Origin of the sequence: Streptomyces sp. NPDC018000 (genome assembly GCF_044328025.1) — a bacterium.
Classification (GTDB): domain Bacteria; phylum Actinomycetota; class Actinomycetes; order Streptomycetales; family Streptomycetaceae; genus Streptomyces.
This window is the reverse complement of sequence record NZ_JBIRGM010000007.1, coordinates 25,164-40,047: the sequence shown is the minus strand read 5'-3', so window position 1 is coordinate 40,047 and position 14,884 is coordinate 25,164. Positions and strand designations below refer to the sequence as shown.

16 protein-coding genes are annotated in these 14,884 nt (G+C 69.2%); 12 read left to right on the top strand and 4 right to left on the bottom strand.

Annotated features, from left to right (window positions below):
• Positions 1–14 precede the first annotated feature (14 nt).
• From ACH4EW_RS17845 to pstB, 10 genes are all read left to right on the top strand, one after another.
• Positions 15–425 carry a GntR family transcriptional regulator gene (locus tag ACH4EW_RS17845; protein WP_398257789.1) on the top strand — a complete coding sequence of 137 codons (411 nt, stop codon included), beginning with the start codon at positions 15–17 and terminating at the stop codon, positions 423–425.
• Complete coding sequence (locus tag ACH4EW_RS17840) at positions 422–1,318, top strand: ABC transporter ATP-binding protein (protein WP_398257787.1); 897 nt, start codon at positions 422–424, stop codon at positions 1,316–1,318. Before ACH4EW_RS17845 ends, ACH4EW_RS17840 begins: the two co-directional genes overlap by 4 nt.
• Positions 1,315–2,307 (top strand): ABC transporter permease, encoded by a 993-nt coding sequence (locus ACH4EW_RS17835; protein ID WP_398257784.1) that lies wholly within the window; start codon positions 1,315–1,317, stop codon positions 2,305–2,307. The genes ACH4EW_RS17840 and ACH4EW_RS17835 overlap by 4 nt, the downstream gene beginning before the upstream one ends.
• A gap of 476 nt (positions 2,308–2,783) precedes the next feature.
• A complete protein-coding gene (locus tag ACH4EW_RS17830) occupies positions 2,784–5,039 on the top strand; it encodes an RNA degradosome polyphosphate kinase (protein ID WP_398257782.1) in 2,256 nt (751 codons plus the stop codon).
• Positions 5,026–6,021 (top strand): CHAD domain-containing protein, encoded by a 996-nt coding sequence (locus ACH4EW_RS17825; RefSeq protein ID WP_398257780.1) that lies wholly within the window; start codon positions 5,026–5,028, stop codon positions 6,019–6,021. The genes ACH4EW_RS17830 and ACH4EW_RS17825 overlap by 14 nt, the downstream gene beginning before the upstream one ends.
• Positions 6,018–6,428: an NUDIX hydrolase gene (locus ACH4EW_RS17820; RefSeq protein WP_398257778.1), complete on the top strand. Its 411-nt coding sequence runs from the start codon at positions 6,018–6,020 to the stop codon at positions 6,426–6,428. Before ACH4EW_RS17825 ends, ACH4EW_RS17820 begins: the two co-directional genes overlap by 4 nt.
• Positions 6,429–6,616: 188 nt before the next feature.
• Entirely contained in the window at positions 6,617–7,750 is a 1,134-nt protein-coding gene (pstS, locus tag ACH4EW_RS17815) for a phosphate ABC transporter substrate-binding protein PstS (RefSeq protein WP_398257775.1), read from the top strand.
• A gap of 159 nt (positions 7,751–7,909) precedes the next feature.
• Positions 7,910–8,905, top strand: coding sequence for a phosphate ABC transporter permease subunit PstC (gene pstC, locus ACH4EW_RS17810; RefSeq protein WP_398257772.1), 996 nt, complete (start codon positions 7,910–7,912; stop codon positions 8,903–8,905).
• Positions 8,902–9,987 carry a phosphate ABC transporter permease PstA gene (pstA, locus tag ACH4EW_RS17805; protein ID WP_398257769.1) on the top strand — a complete coding sequence of 362 codons (1,086 nt, stop codon included), beginning with the start codon at positions 8,902–8,904 and terminating at the stop codon, positions 9,985–9,987. The genes pstC and pstA overlap by 4 nt, the downstream gene beginning before the upstream one ends.
• A gap of 28 nt (positions 9,988–10,015) precedes the next feature.
• On the top strand, positions 10,016–10,792 hold the full coding sequence (gene pstB / locus ACH4EW_RS17800) for a phosphate ABC transporter ATP-binding protein PstB (RefSeq protein ID WP_398257766.1): 777 nt from the start codon (positions 10,016–10,018) through the stop codon (positions 10,790–10,792).
• Between the two features lie 158 nt (positions 10,793–10,950).
• Here pstB and ACH4EW_RS17795 read toward each other — a convergent pair whose 3' ends face one another.
• The gene (locus ACH4EW_RS17795; RefSeq protein ID WP_398257763.1) at positions 10,951–11,949 is read right to left on the bottom strand and encodes an anion permease; all 999 of its coding nucleotides are present in this window, start codon (positions 11,947–11,949) and stop codon (positions 10,951–10,953) included.
• Between the two features lie 5 nt (positions 11,950–11,954).
• The gene (locus tag ACH4EW_RS17790) at positions 11,955–12,575 is read right to left on the bottom strand and encodes a DUF47 domain-containing protein (RefSeq protein ID WP_398257760.1); all 621 of its coding nucleotides are present in this window, start codon (positions 12,573–12,575) and stop codon (positions 11,955–11,957) included.
• A 199-nt stretch (positions 12,576–12,774) separates the two neighbouring features.
• On the opposite strand from ACH4EW_RS17790, the gene ACH4EW_RS17785 reads away from it, so the two are divergent.
• Positions 12,775–13,134, top strand: a complete 360-nt coding sequence (locus ACH4EW_RS17785; protein WP_398257757.1) for a metal-sensitive transcriptional regulator — start codon at positions 12,775–12,777, stop codon at positions 13,132–13,134.
• Positions 13,135–13,224: 90 nt separating this feature from the next.
• Here the strand turns inward: ACH4EW_RS17785 and ACH4EW_RS17780 are convergent, their stop codons facing one another.
• The gene (locus ACH4EW_RS17780) at positions 13,225–13,419 is read right to left on the bottom strand and encodes a hypothetical protein (protein ID WP_398257755.1); all 195 of its coding nucleotides are present in this window, start codon (positions 13,417–13,419) and stop codon (positions 13,225–13,227) included.
• Between the two features lie 154 nt (positions 13,420–13,573).
• Positions 13,574–14,542: a hypothetical protein gene (locus ACH4EW_RS17775; RefSeq protein WP_398257752.1), complete on the bottom strand. Its 969-nt coding sequence runs from the start codon at positions 14,540–14,542 to the stop codon at positions 13,574–13,576.
• Between the two features lie 134 nt (positions 14,543–14,676).
• Here ACH4EW_RS17775 and ACH4EW_RS17770 point away from each other — a divergent pair, with 134 nt between their 5' ends.
• The gene (locus tag ACH4EW_RS17770) at positions 14,677–14,865 is read left to right on the top strand and encodes a hypothetical protein (protein ID WP_398257750.1); all 189 of its coding nucleotides are present in this window, start codon (positions 14,677–14,679) and stop codon (positions 14,863–14,865) included.
• Positions 14,866–14,884 lie beyond the last annotated feature (19 nt).

The following is a 14,884-nucleotide window of genomic DNA, read 5'->3' as shown; positions in this document are numbered from 1 at the left end:
TGAAAGTAGTGAACATGGCAGAGTCCGCAGCGGTCGAGTACCGCATCGACCGGCGCAGCGGCGTCGCCACGTACCTCCAGATCGTCCAGCAGACCAAACAGGCCCTCCGCCTCGGTCTGCTGAAGCCCGGCGACCGGCTGCCCACCGCACGCGAGGTCGTCGAGGCCACCGCCATCAACCCGAACACCGTGCTCAAGGCCTACCGGGAGCTTGAGCGCGAAGGCCTCGTCGAGGCCCGGCGCGGGCTCGGCACCTTCGTCACGCGGACCCTCGGTGGCGCTGCGGCCGCCGACGACGCGCCGTTGCGCGCCGAGCTCGCCGACTGGGCCCGCCGGGCCCGCGCGGCCGGGCTGGAGAAGGACGACGTGAGCGCACTCTTCACCGCCGTACTGGACAAGACTTTCGAGGGGGATCACGCCGGATGACAGGCGCTGCGATCGAGGCCATCGGCCTCGGCATGAAGTACCGGAGCAGGGGCGGGGGCTGGGCACTGCGCGACTGTTCGTTCCGGCTGCCCGCCGGGCGCGTGTGCGCCCTCGTCGGCCCCAACGGTGCGGGCAAGTCCACCCTGCTCGCCCTCGCGGGGGGCTTCCTGCGGCCGGCCGAGGGCACGGTACGGGTGCTGGGCGGTGCCCCCGGGGAGGCACGGGCCCGGGTGGCCTTCGTGGCCCAGGACAAGCCGCTGTACGCGCAGTTGACCGTCGCCGAGACCCTCTGGGCGGGCGCCGAGCTGAACCCCGCCACCTGGGACCAGGACACCGCCGAACGCGTCATCGGGGACCTCCCGAGGGACGCCAGGGTCCGTACGCTCTCCGGCGGCCGGCGCACCCGGCTCGCGCTCGCCCTCGCGCTCGGCAAGCGTGCCGAACTGCTGCTGCTCGACGAGCCGATGGCCGACCTCGACCCGCTTGTCCGGCACCGGTTGATGGGCGTCCTGATGGCGGAGGCCGCCGAGCACGCCACCACCATCGTGATGTCCTCGCACATCCTCACCGAGCTGGAGGGCTCCTGCGACTACCTCCTGCTCGTCGACGGCGGCCGGGTGCGTCTCGGCGGCGAGACCGAGGACATCCTCGGCGCGCACGCCCTGCTCACGGGCCCTGTACGGGACCTGGCACCGCACACCGTCGTCGAGTCCCGCACGACGGGGCGTCTGCAGACCGCGCTGGTACGGAGGGAGGGCCCGGTGGACGACGCGGCCTGGGAGATCGCGGAACCGTCACTGGAGGAGCTGCTGCTGGCGCATCTGCGGTCTCCGGAGGTCCCCGCGCTGCTGACGCCGAGCGCCGGTGCCGCCAGGGAGGTGGTTGCCGTATGAACGCCATCGGTCTGCATGCCCCCGTCGCACCCGCCGCCGGGTTGCGGGGCCCCGTCCGCGTCCTTCTCCGCCGGCACCGCCGTTTCCTGTGGGCGGCCGGCGCACTCCTGGTGCTGGGCATCGCCATCGTGGTCGGGCTCCGGATCTGGGTCGCGGTCGCGAGCTCGGACGAACTCTGCGCCGACGGCGACACCACGCGCTGCGGCGACGGCTCCTACCTGCCCACCTATGCCCGCACCTCCACCGAGGCCTACTTGGCGAGCGGTGGTACCGCTGTCCTGCTGCTCGCCGGTCTCATCGGCGTCTTCGTCGCCGGACCACTGATCGCCCGCGAGCTGGAGAGCGGCACGAACCGGCTCGCCTGGGCCCAGTCGGTCTCCCCGGCCCGGTGGCTGGCGGCCCGGCTCGCCCTTCCTGCGGCTCTGGTGACCGCCGGGATGACCGCTCTGGTCCTCGTCTACCGATGGGGCGTGTCGGGTATGCGGAGCAACGCGTACGGCATGGGGCTGAGCTGGCACGAGAGCGGTATCCACCCCGCCCTCGGGCCGACCGCCGTCGCCTACGCCCTGCTGGCCGTGGCCGTCGGCGCCCTGTGCGCCGTGGTCGTACGCCGTACCGTCCTGGCCATGGGCCTGACGGCCCTCGTCCTCGGCACAGTGATGCTGGGGTTCGGCAAACGCCGCTACGAACTCTGGCCGACCAACCGCATCCTCGGCGGCGGCGGCCCGGGCCGTGACGCCTGGCTGATCGAGTCGGGCATGCTCACCGCCTCGGGCAAGGAGATCAACTGGATCGACTGCTTCCGGACCGACCCGGGCGGGGACCTCGCAGGCTGCCCGCGCAACCGAGGCGGCATCACCCCCTTCGGCGACTACCACCCCGCCTCGCACTTCTGGCCGCTCCAGCTCGTCGAGACCGGCATCCTGCTCGCCCTGGCCGCGCTCGCCGTCGCCCTCGCCTTCCGGGTGCTGCGCCGCCTCCACGGCTGAGAGCCTGTCGGGCGACCTCTGATCAGGCGGCCACGGCCTGGCACGCACGCTTCCGGCGTTGCCGGGATGCCCTAGTAGCGCCGCTACGAGGGCATCCCGGCGCCTTGGAATCGCACGCACCATGCCGCGTCCACTCTCCGATCGAAGGTCACCCGACAGGCTCTGAGACCGCCTCCACACACCGTGTCCGGGCCCTTCGAAAGCGCCCGGACACGGTTCGGCCGGACACGGTTCATATGGCCAATCCGCTCATATGACCAATCCGCCCACCGCACACCGCTGCCTGCACGTCATGTCGCCGTTACCAGCCATTCAGACAGGCTTGCGAGCCTCTCAGGATGCAGCCAGCTGTGCCGACCCCGCACAACGGGAGAAATCCCGGTGGAGACCGTGCGAACCACACGAACCGTGGGTTTTCCGCGGTCTCCGCACCCTCCGGCGCGCCCTCGGAGCCCCCGAAGCGGAACAATAGGGCCATGAGCCAGCAGCCCAGCTCCGAGGTCCCGGCCCAGCCCACCGCGCAGCCGTCGGTCGGCTCGCTCGCCGCGCACCGGCCGCACGCCCTCGCCTCGTCGGCGTCCAACGGCGCCATGCTGTCGACCCGGGCCGACCTCGATCCCGACATCGACGCCGACGTCGACGCGTACGAACCCGATGTCGACGGCAGCGAACTGCCCCACGGCCGGTTCCTGGACCGGGAACGCAGTTGGCTCGCGTTCAACGAACGAGTGCTCGAACTGGCCGAGGACTCCTCGACGCCCCTCCTCGAGCGGGCTAATTTCCTCGCCATCTTCGCTTCCAACCTGGACGAGTTCTTCATGGTCCGGGTGGCCGGACTGAAGCGCCGTATCGCCACCGGAGTCGCCACCCGCTCCGCCTCCGGACTCCAGCCCCGCGAGGTCCTCGACCTGATCTGGACCCGCTCGCGCGAGCTCATGGCCCGGCACGCCGCCTGCTACCAGCAGGACGTCGCCCCCGCCCTGTCCGACGAGGGCATCCAGCTGATCCGCTGGCCCGAGCTGACCGAGAAGGAACAGGCCCGCCTGTTCACCTTCTTCCGGCAGCGCGTCTTCCCCGTGCTGACCCCCCTCGCCGTCGACCCGGCGCACCCCTTCCCCTACATCTCGGGGCTCTCGCTCAACCTCGCCGTCGTCGTGCGCAACCCGGTCAGCGGCCACCGCCACTTCGCCCGGGTCAAGGTGCCGCAACTGCTGACCCGCTTCCTGGAGGCGTCGCCGCAGCGGTACGTGCCCATAGAGGACGTCATCGCCGCCCACCTCGAAGAGCTCTTCCCCGGCATGGAGGTCCTCGCGCACCACATGTTCCGGGTCACCAGGAACGAGGACCTGGAGGTCGAGGAGGACGACGCCGAGAACCTCCTCAAGGCCCTGGAGAAGGAGCTCATGCGTCGCCGCTTCGGCCCGCCGGTCCGCCTGGAGGTCGAGGAGTCCATCGACCCGTACGTGCTGGACCTGCTGGTACGCGAGCTGAAGGTGTCCGACGCCGAGGTCTACCCGCTGCCCGGACCGCTCGACCTGACCGGGCTCTTCGGCATAGCGTCCCTGGACCGGCCCGAGCTGAAGTACCCCAAATTCATCGCGGGCACCCACCGCGATCTCGCCGAGGTCGAAACCGCCTCCGCGCCCGACATCTTCGCCGCCCTGCGCGAACGCGACGTACTCCTGCACCACCCGTACGACTCGTTCTCCACCTCCGTCCAGGCGTTCCTGGAGCAGGCCGCCGCCGACCCCGACGTCCTGGCCATCAAGCAGACCCTGTACCGGACTTCGGGCGAATCCCCGATCGTGGAAGCCCTCATAGACGCTGCCGAATCCGGCAAGCAGGTCCTCGTACTCGTCGAGATCAAGGCCCGCTTCGACGAGCAGGCCAACATCAAGTGGGCCCGCAAGCTGGAGGAGTCCGGCTGCCATGTGGTCTACGGCCTCGTCGGCCTCAAGACCCACTGCAAGCTCTCGCTCGTCGTTCGCCAGGAGGGCGACACACTGCGCCGGTACGCCCATGTCGGCACCGGCAACTACCACCCCAAGACCGCCCGGCTGTACGAGGATCTCGGCCTGCTGACCGCCGACCCGCAGGTCGGCGCGGACCTCTCCGACCTGTTCAACCGGCTCTCCGGCTACTCCCGCCGCGAGACCTACCGCCGCCTCCTGGTCGCCCCGAGATCCCTGCGCGACGGGCTGATCACCCGTATCAACAAGGAGATCGCGCACCAGCGGGCCGGACGCAGCGCCTACGTCCGCTTCAAGGTCAACTCCATGGTCGACGAGGCGGTCATCGACGCCTGCTACCGGGCCGCGATGGCGGGCGTACCGGTGGACATCTGGGTACGCGGCATCTGCGCGATCCGCCCCGGCGTCCCCGGCCTCTCCGAGAACATCCGGGTCCGCTCGATACTGGGCCGCTTCCTCGAACACTCCCGGATCTTCTTGTTCGGCAACGGCGGCGAACCCGAAGTATGGTTCGGCAGCGCCGACATGATGCACCGCAACCTCGACCGCCGGATCGAAGCACTGGTCCGGGTCACCGACCCCGCCCACCGTGCCGCGCTCAGCCGGCTCCTGGAGACCGGCATGGCCGACACCACCTCCTCCTGGCACCTCGGTCCCGACGGGAACTGGACCCGGCACTCCACGGACGGGGAAGGCCAACCGCTGCGGCACGTACAGGAAATGCTCATTGACGCCCGGAGACGCCGACGTGCGACGCCATGACCACCAGACGACGCAGGCGGACCTTACGGCAGAGGCAGTTCTCGCGCCCTACCTGCAGGAACAGGCCGCCGAATTCCTCCGCAGCCTGCGCCTGCACCGCGAGAACAGCGCCCGTACGGACGCCGGAAGCCACGCCGCCGACGAAGCCGCCGGCGCGCTGCGTCGCTCGTCCCGCCGGATCGGTGGCACGCTGCACACCTTCCGGGCGGCGCTGGACACGGCCTGGGCCGAGCAGCTCCGCACCGAACTCGCCTGGCTGTCGGGCACCCTGGCCCGGGAGCACGCCTGCGCGACCCGGCTGAAGCGGCTCCTCGAAGCGCTGCACGCCCTGTCCGGCACCTCGCTGCCCCCGGCCCGTACGAGATCCGGCTCCGATGCCGCCGGTGACAAGGAGCGCGCCGCGCTCGGCGTCGGCGCGGCCCGGGCCGGGGCGCTGCTCGAACGGCAGCTGACCCTCGCCCGGACCCGCGCCCACTCCGCGGCGCTCCAGGCGCTGGGCTCCTCCCGCTTCCACGCGGTGGCCGACGCCGTCGCGCTGCTCGCCTCCGAGGTGCCGCTCGCCGCGGCGGCCACGGCTCCGGCCGAGGAGATGCTGCACGGGCCCGCCGACCGGGCCGAACAGCAACTGCTCGGTGCGGTGGCCACGCTCTCCTCGCACGAGGCGGTCGAGCCGTACAACGAGGCGCAGGACGCGCCCTGGCACCGGGCCCGGCTGCTGCTGCGCCTGCACCGGTACGCCCACGAGGTGGTACGGGGCGCCCCCGACCCGGTCCTGGCCGCGCCGGGGCACGCGCTCGATCTGCACCGGGATGCGGCGGAGGCGGCCGCGGCAGCGGCATCGGCGGCCCGCACGCCCCGGATCGCACCCGCGACCGCGTACGCCCTGGGGGTCCTCCACGCCGATCAGCGGCACGAGGTGAAGGCGGCGCGCAGTGTGTTCCGGGAGAGCTGGCCGTACGCCACGGCAGTGGTCGCACCATGAACGGCCCGGTACTCGCCGCGGGATGCGTGCTGTGGCGCCGGTCCGAATACTCCGGCGAGCTGGAGATCTGTCTGGTCCACCGGCCCCGTTACGACGACTGGTCGCATCCGAAAGGCAAGCTGAAGCGCGGCGAGTCGGCGCTGGACGGTGCCCGGCGCGAGGTTCTGGAGGAGACGGGCCACGACTGCACACCGGGCGCCGTGCTCCCCACGGTCCGCTACGTGGTGAACGGGCGCCCCAAAGAGGTCGCCTACTGGGCTGCCGAGGCGACCGGTGGCGCCTTCGTACCGAACACCGAGGTCGACCGGGTGAGCTGGCTCTCCCCGGCGGCGGCCCGGGCCCGCCTCACCCAGCCTCACGACCGGGATGTGCTGGATGCCTTGCTCGCCGGCCTGCCGGGCATCTGATGCGGCCTCCAGAACCGCGCCGTCCGACATGGTTCACCTCCCGTTCACTCTCCCCCGTAGGCAGCTTCACCTGTTCTGCCTAACTTCGACTGTGCCCGGTGCGCGGCGCGACGCCGGAGCACCCATCCCATCGCACGCCGTCGTAGAACGAACAAGACCTCGGCGGCTCCTGGAAGGAACACCCGAAAGTGAAGCTTCAGCGCAAGAACCGGCTTCGTGCCACCGCGCTCGGTGCCCTCGCCGTCTCCGGCGCCCTGGTCCTTACGGCGTGCGGTTCGGACAACAACAGCGGCGGGTCCGCCGGCGACGGCGGCAAGACGAGCGCCGCGTCGAACATCAAGTGCGACGGCGCCAAGGGCCAGCTGCCCGCCTCCGGCTCCAGCGCGCAGAAGAACGCCATGGACCTCTGGGTCAAGAACTACATGGCCGGCTGTTCGGGCGTCGAGGTCAACTACAAGTCGTCCTCCTCCGGTGAGGGCATCGTCGCCTTCAACCAGGGCACGGTCGGCTTCGCCGGTTCCGACTCGGCGCTGAAGCCCGAAGAGGTCGCCGAGTCGAAGAAGATCTGCAAGGGCGGCCAGGGCATCAACCTTCCGATGGTCGGCGGCCCGATCGCCATCGGCTACCACCTGGAAGGCGTCGACAACCTCACGCTGGACGCCCCCACCCTCGCCAAGATCTTCGACGGCAAGATCAAGAAGTGGAACGACCCGGCGATCGCCAAGCTCAACAGCGGCGCGAAGCTCCCGGACAAGGCCATCCAGGCCTTCCACCGCTCCGAGGACTCCGGCACCACGCAGAACCTCGGCAAGTACCTGGGCGCGGCTGCCCCGAACGACTGGAAGTACGAGGCCGAGAAGAAGTGGCCGGCCCCCGGTGGTCAGGCCGCGTCCGGCTCCGCCGGTGTCGCCGCCCAGGTGAAGCAGGTCGACGGCTCGATCGGCTACTTCGAGCTCAGCTACGCGACCTCGCAGTCGATCTCCACCGTCGACATCGACACCGGTGGCTCCGCCCCCGTCAAGGCCACCCCGGAGAACGCCTCCAAGGCCATCGCCGCCGCCAAGATCAAGGGCACCGGCAAGGACCTGGCGCTCGACCTCGACTACACCACCAAGGCCGAGGGCGCCTACCCGATCGTCCTGGTGACGTACGAGGTCGTCTGCGACAAGGGCAACAAGGCCGAGACCCTGCCCACGGTCAAGTCCTTCCTGAACTACACCGCCAGTGACGAGGGCCAGAAGCTCCTCACCGACGCCGGTTACGCGCCGATCCCGACCGAGATCAACAGCAAGGTCCGCGAGACCATCGCCTCCCTCTCGTAACCGGGGCACGCGAGCCGAGGCACGCGAGCACCACCAGTAACACCAGCGACACCTCGGCGGGCCGGTCCGGTGCACCCCTCCGGACCGGCCCGCCACCACCCATCCGGTGCACCGCCGCCAGGGGAGCCACTCCGCTCCCCCACACAGACCGGAAAGACCATGGCTTCCACCACACCTATAGACACGCCGCCGGCCCCGCCGGTGGCGGGCAAGCCCTCAAAGCCCGGTACCGGGCGCATGGGCGACAAGATCTTCCTGGGCCTCTCCATGGGCTCGGGCATTCTGCTGCTCGTGATCATGGCGTCGATCGCCGTGTTCCTCACCTACCGCGCCGCGCTCGCCGTATCCGAGAACGAAGGCAACTTCTTCACCACCTTCGACTGGAACCCGGCCGGCGACCCGCCGGTCTTCGGCATCGCGGTTCTCCTCTACGGCACGATCGTCAGCTCGGTCATCGCGATGGTCATCGCCGTCCCGGTCGCTGTCGGTATCGCCCTGTTCATCTCGCACTACGCGCCGCGCAAGCTGGCCGCGCCCCTCGCGTACGTCGTCGATCTGCTCGCCGCAGTGCCGAGCATCGTGTACGGCATCTGGGGCGCCCTCTTCCTGGTCCCGTACCTGGAGGGCCTGAACCTCTGGCTCGACCAGTTCTTCGGCTGGACGTACATCTTCGAGAAGACCGAGGTCGGCGTCGCCCGCTCGCTCTTCACCGTCGGCATCCTGCTCGCAATCATGATCCTGCCGATCGTGACCAGCGTCAGCCGCGAGGTCTTCCTCCAGGTCCCGAAGATGAACGAGGAAGCCGCGCTCGCCCTCGGCGCCACCCGCTGGGAAGTCATCCGGCTCTCGGTGCTCCCCTTCGGCCGCTCCGGCGTGATCTCCGCCTCGATGCTGGGCCTGGGCCGTGCGCTCGGCGAGACGATGGCCGTCGCCACGGTCCTGTCGCCGAGCTTCGTCATCTCCGGGCATCTGCTCAACCCGGGTGGCGGAACGTTCGCCCAGAACATCGCCGCGAAGTTCGACGAAGCCAACGAGTTCGGGCGCGACGCCCTGATCGCCTCCGGCCTCGTGCTCTTCGTCCTCACTCTGCTGGTCAACGGCGCGGCCCGGATGATCATCGCCCGCCGCAAGGAATACTCGGGGGCCAACGCATGAGCCAGGCAGCCAACACCGGCATACAGGAACGCCCCACCCACATGGCGCCCGCACGCACGACCAGCCTCACCAGCCGGGCCCTGCCCCGCTGGGCCCCCCTCGCCTTCGCGGCCGTCGCGCTCGCGCTGGGCTGTGGCATCGGCGCGGCGGCGGGCTGGCGCAGCCACACCCAGTGGGGGCTCTTCTCCGCCCTGCTCTTCCTCGTCATCTCGTACGTCACGACATCGGTCGTCGAGAACCGGCGCCAGGCCAAGGACCGCCTCGCCACCAGCATCGTCTGGGTGTGCTTCCTCCTTGCCGTCGTCCCGCTGTTCTCGCTGATCTGGACCACGGTCAGCCGTGGCGCCAAGGTCCTCGACGGCTACTTCCTGACCCACTCCATGGCGGGTGTCCCCGGCATCGAGCCGGGCGGCGGCGTCTACCACGCGCTGATCGGCACCCTGGAGCAGGTCGGCCTGGCCACCCTGATCTCCGCCCCGATCGGCCTGCTGACCGCCGTCTATCTGGTGGAGTACGGCAAGGGCGCGCTCGCCAAGGCCGTCACTTTCTTCGTCGATGTGATGACGGGTATCCCGTCCATCGTCGCCGGTCTCTTCATCCTGTCGATCATGCTGATGACGAATCTCCAGCCGTCCGGCCTGATGGGTTCGCTGGCCCTGTCGATCCTGATGATCCCGGTCGTGGTCCGCTCCACCGAGGAAATGCTCAAGCTCGTCCCGAACGAGCTCCGCGAGGCATCGCTCGCCCTCGGTGTCCCGAAGTGGCGCACCATCCTGAAGGTGGTCGTCCCCACCGCGATCGGCGGCATCACCACCGGTGTGATGCTCGCGATCGCCCGGGTCGCCGGTGAGACCGCGCCGATCATGCTGCTGGTCTTCGGCAGCCAGCTGATCAACCCCAACCCCTTCCAAGGTGCACAGTCCTCGCTCCCGTTCTACATCTGGGAGCAGTACAAGATCGGCAGCGAGCCGTCGTACGACCGTGCCTGGGCCGCCGCGCTGGTCCTGATCGCCTTCGTCATGATCCTCAACCTGGTGGCCCGCGGCATCGCCCGCTGGAAGGCCCCGAAGACCGGCCGCTGACCGCGGCACGAAAGAAGCAGTGATTCAGATGGCCAAGCGCATCGACGTCAGCGGCCTGTCCGCCTACTACGGCTCCCACCTCGCCATCGAGGACATCTCGATGACCGTGGAGCCCCGCTCCGTGACCGCCTTCATCGGCCCGTCCGGCTGCGGCAAGTCCACCTTCCTGCGCACCCTGAACCGAATGCACGAGGTCACCCCCGGTGGCCGCGTCGAGGGCAAGGTGCTGCTGGACGACGAGAATCTGTACGGGTCGAACGTCGACCCGGTCACCGTGCGCCGCACGGTCGGCATGGTCTTCCAGCGTCCGAACCCGTTCCCGACCATGTCGATCTTCGACAATGTCGCGGCGGGCCTCAAGCTGAACGGCTCGTACAAGAAGAACCAGCTGTCGGACATCGTCGAGAAGTCCCTGCGCGGCGCCAACCTCTGGAACGAGGTCAAGGACCGGCTGAACAAGCCCGGCTCCGGTCTCTCCGGTGGCCAGCAGCAGCGCCTGTGCATCGCCCGCGCCATCGCGGTCGAGCCGGAGGTGCTGCTGATGGATGAGCCGTGCTCCGCCCTGGACCCGATCTCCACCCTCGCCATCGAGGATCTGATCGGCGAGCTGAAGGAGCGCTTCACGATCGTCATCGTGACGCACAACATGCAGCAGGCGGCCCGCGTCTCGGACCGCACGGCGTTCTTCAACCTCGCGGCGGTCGGCAAGCCCGGCAAGCTCGTGGAGATAGACGAGACGGAACGCATCTTCTCCAACCCGTCCGTCCAGGCAACCGAGGACTACATCTCGGGCCGCTTCGGATAGACCCAAGGATGGCCTTTGGGTGCTGCATGGCGGTGCCACCCGTAAGGCAAAGGGTCCGCCCCGCTCCCCTCGCAGGGGGAGCGGGGCGGACCCGTCTTCACAAGCCCGTCCGGCGCCTGGGGAGGAAGCGGCCACCGGCCGCTTACGACCTCGCCCCGTCACCCGAACAGCAGCACCACAACGCCGTAACTCGCGGCAGCGACCAGCCCCGCGGCCGGCATCGTGATGAACCACCCCAGGATGATGTTCTTGGCGACACCCCACCGCACCGCGCTCACCCGCTTCGTGGCGCCCGCACCCATGATCGCCGAGGTGATCACATGTGTCGTGGAGATCGGTGCGTGAAACAGGAACGCCGAGCCGAACATGATCGCCGCACCCGTCGTCTCCGCCGCGAACCCCTGGGGCGGGTCCAGCTCGATGATCTTCCGGCCGAGCGTCCGCATGATGCGCCAGCCACCCGCGTACGTACCCAGCGAGAGCATCAGCGCGCAGACGATCTTGACCCAGACCGGAATCGGCTCGCTCGGGCTCTCGACATCGGCGATGACCAGGGCCATCACGACGACACCCATCGTCTTCTGCGCGTCCTGCAGACCGTGGCCGAGCGCCATGCCCGCGGCCGAGACCGTCTGGGCGATCCGGAAGCCGCGCTTGGCCTTGTGCGGATTGGTCCTCCGGAAAATCCACATGATCACGACCATGACCAGGTAGCCGAAGACCAGGCCGATGATCGGCGAGAGGAACATCGGGATGACGACCTTGTCGAGCACCCCGTCCCAGTGCACCAGCGTCCCGCCGGCGAGCGCCGCACCGACCATGCCGCCGAACAGCGCGTGCGAGGACGAGGACGGCAGCCCGAAGTACCAGGTGACAAGGTTCCAGATGATCGCACCGACGAGCGCGGCGAAGAGGATTCCCATCCCCTTGTCCCCCTCGGGGGTCGCGATCAGACCCTCACTTACGGTCTTGGCGACACCGCTGCCGAGGAACGCACCGGCAAGGTTCATCACCGCGGCCATCGCCAGTGCCGCACGTGGCGTGAGTGCACGGGTGGAGACGGACGTGGCGATGGCATTCGCCGAGTCGTGGAAGCCGTTCGTATACGTGAAGCCGAGCGCGACACCGATGGTCACGACCAGCGCAAAGGTGTCCACGGGGTTCAGGACTCCTTGACGGCGATGGTCTCCACCGTGTTGGCGACATGCTCGAACGCGTCGGCGGCCTCTTCCAGCACGTCCACGATCTGCTTGAGCTTCAGCACCTCGATGGCGTCGTACTTGCCATTGAAGAGATGGGCCAGCAGCTTGCGGTGGATCTGGTCGGCCTGGTTCTCCAGACGGTTGACCTCGATCCAGTACTCGGTGAGGTTGTCCATCGTCCGCAGACCCGGCATCGCCTCGGCGGTCAGCTCGGCCGCCCGGGCCAGCACCTCGATCTGCTGTGCGACGCCCTTGGGAAGTTCGTCGATCTGGTACAGCACGACCAGGTCGACGGCCTCCTCCATGAAGTCCATGATGTCGTCGAGCGACGATGCGAGGTTGTAGATGTCCTCGCGGTCGAACGGCGTGATGAAAGAGGAGTTCAGCTGGTGGAAGATCGCGTGGGTGGCATCGTCCCCCGCGTGCTCCGCTGCCCGCATGCGCTCCGCGATCTCGATTCGGGAGGCAGAGTCCGCCCCGAGCAGTTCCATCAGGAGTTTCGAGCCCGTGACGATGTTGTCCGCGGATGCGGAGAACATGTCGTAGAAGCTCGTCTCCCTGGGGGTCAGACGAAAGCGCACGTGGGGTCCTCGGGGTGCTTTGGATTCGGTCAGGCTGATGCTAGGTGCATCATCCGGCCACGGCTAACCGGCATTCTTCAGTGTCGCGCATCGCCCACAGCGATCAGCACGGGCCCCTGGTCACGTTTCGGCAGAATTCGTTACCATATACCCACCAGGGGTATATAAACGGCAGGGTAAAGGGAAACGGGAGGCAGCAATGACCACCACCGAGGCCGCCGGAACCACCGCCGCCACCGCGGAGGCGGAACCGGTCGCCACCGACCATGACCGGGGTATACACGGCTATCACCATCAGAAGGCCGAGCACCTCAAGCGGCTGCGCCGGATCGAGGGCCAGATCCGCGGCCTGCAGCGCATGGTCGACGAGGACGTCTACTGCATCGACATACTCACCCAGGTCTCGGCGTCCACGAAGGCGCTCCAGTCCTTCGCGCTCCAGTTGCTGGAGGAGCACCTGCGGCACTGCGTCGCCGACGCGGCGGTCAAGGGGGGCGAGGAGATCGACGCGAAGGTCGAGGAGGCCACGAAGGCCATCGCCCGCCTGCTCCGCACCTGACTGGGGAAAATGCCCAATAAGGCCGAAATGGCCGGTTTGGTGAGGGTGCCCGACGCGGTGGGGGCGCCCGATGCAGGACGGGCCCCGCACTCACCCCCGGTAGTCGGCGGGCCGGGCGACGGTGGTTCGTTCGGCGATCACCCGGACGTTCAGCACCTCGTCGATACGGTCCGCACTGAGCCGTTCCCCGATCGCGGCCGACGCGGCGATCATCAGCTCACCGCAGAGCTCGATCTCGGCGAGGGCCACATGGTCGGATACGGTCCGTGTGCCGAGCGTCACCACGTCACTCACCTCTCACTGCGCACGCCGACTTCCTAAGGGCTGTCCCGTAATCCCTGGTGGGCGCACCACGGATTACCGGACAGCCCTTAGCGTAGGGAGCGGACCACACGCCGCGCATGGCACGGACGGACCATTTCGCGCCCGCCCGGCATGCCTACGCCCCCGCCTTCGTCCGTGCCCTCGCCCGTGTGCCGCCCGGCTGCCCCTGTTGGATCTTCCCGGTGTAGATGTCGCGATCGTCCGGCAGCGGTACGGAGACCGGTACCCCGAATCCGTACAGCAGCGTCGTCGACACCACCTCCACCGCGGGCCCCTCGTTGGCGAAGCTGAACCGGTGGCGCACTTTGCGCAGCCGCCCCTGTTCGTCCAGATACGCGTCGAACGGCACCGTGTCCGTGCGGAACCCCTTCGCCGCCGCGGCCAGTGCCCCGCGCGACTTCGGCGAGGCCTCGCGCGCCGCCCGACCGATGTCCGAGGTCCCCCGGTAGTGCCGCACGGTCACCCCGGCGAGCTCGGTCCTTCCCGCGTACGTCACCTGCCGTGCCCCGCGCAGCAGTTCGGCGGCGGCCATCGGATCGGTCACTCCACCGGTGACCAGATTGCCGTCCTCCAAGGTCGTCGTGTCGATCCTGACCCACTTGTCCGCGGGCACTCCGGCGCCGCGGTTCATCATGTAGAGCGCGCCGGGGGCCAGCAGTTCGGTGATGGGACGGTGCTCGTCGTCCTCGCCGACGGCATCCTCGGGCAGCACGACCTCGAGCCGGCCCACCTGGTTGCGGAAGTCGTACGTTCCCCGGCCCGTGACCGTCACCCGTGTCCCGCCCGCCGCGGTCTCCATCGACGTACGCACCTCGGCGCTTCCGGCGACGGACCGGACTCCGGCACCGGGGGTGGCGGCCCCGGTCACCGTCCACATCCCGGTCCCGCTCGCCGTCCCCGCGAGCACCGCGGCCGCGCGGCGGACCGCGTCGAGGAAGTCGGCCCTGCCCCGTTCATCGGCCATCACAGGGTCGGCGCCGTCACCGCCGCCCGAGCATCCGGCCGTCGCCGCCATCACGCCCACCACGGCAAGGGCGCAGACAGCGCGCGCCCCGCCTCCGGACCTGTGCTGCTGCACCACCATCGCCTGCCAACCCCCAACGACGTACCGCTTGCCCGAGCCCCCCGTCCGTTCCGCATAACGACAGCCGCTGTCCGCCGTAACGCCGCCCCCTATACGCCACACCGCCGGGTGGCCGTGCCCAGTACCGTGGACGGGTGTATGTCCAGCGCACCGAAGAGGTCCCGCAGACTCCCCCCACCCCCGCGTCCTGCGGGCACACTCCCACGACCGTGGAACGCGGCTCGTTCTGCACCGCCCGCTGCGGCTGCGGCTGGTCCGGGCCGGCCCGCCGCTCCCGGGACCGGGCCCGCACGGACGCCGCGGAACACAGCGCGGTGCCCTGACCTCTCTCCCACCCTTCTG

Coding starts and splice junctions, on each gene's coding strand:
- ACH4EW_RS17845 (WP_398257789.1), top strand. CDS start 15: ATGGCAGAGTCCGCAGCGGTCGAGTACCGCATCGACCGGCGCAGCGGC.
- ACH4EW_RS17830 (WP_398257782.1), top strand. CDS start 2,784: ATGAGCCAGCAGCCCAGCTCCGAGGTCCCGGCCCAGCCCACCGCGCAG.
- pstC (WP_398257772.1), top strand. CDS start 7,910: ATGGCTTCCACCACACCTATAGACACGCCGCCGGCCCCGCCGGTGGCG.
- ACH4EW_RS17785 (WP_398257757.1), top strand. CDS start 12,775: ATGACCACCACCGAGGCCGCCGGAACCACCGCCGCCACCGCGGAGGCG.
- pstB (WP_398257766.1), top strand. CDS start 10,016: ATGGCCAAGCGCATCGACGTCAGCGGCCTGTCCGCCTACTACGGCTCC.
- ACH4EW_RS17775 (WP_398257752.1), bottom strand. CDS start 14,542: ATGGTGGTGCAGCAGCACAGGTCCGGAGGCGGGGCGCGCGCTGTCTGC.
- pstA (WP_398257769.1), top strand. CDS start 8,902: ATGAGCCAGGCAGCCAACACCGGCATACAGGAACGCCCCACCCACATG.
- ACH4EW_RS17835 (WP_398257784.1), top strand. CDS start 1,315: ATGAACGCCATCGGTCTGCATGCCCCCGTCGCACCCGCCGCCGGGTTG.
- ACH4EW_RS17820 (WP_398257778.1), top strand. CDS start 6,018: ATGAACGGCCCGGTACTCGCCGCGGGATGCGTGCTGTGGCGCCGGTCC.
- ACH4EW_RS17840 (WP_398257787.1), top strand. CDS start 422: ATGACAGGCGCTGCGATCGAGGCCATCGGCCTCGGCATGAAGTACCGG.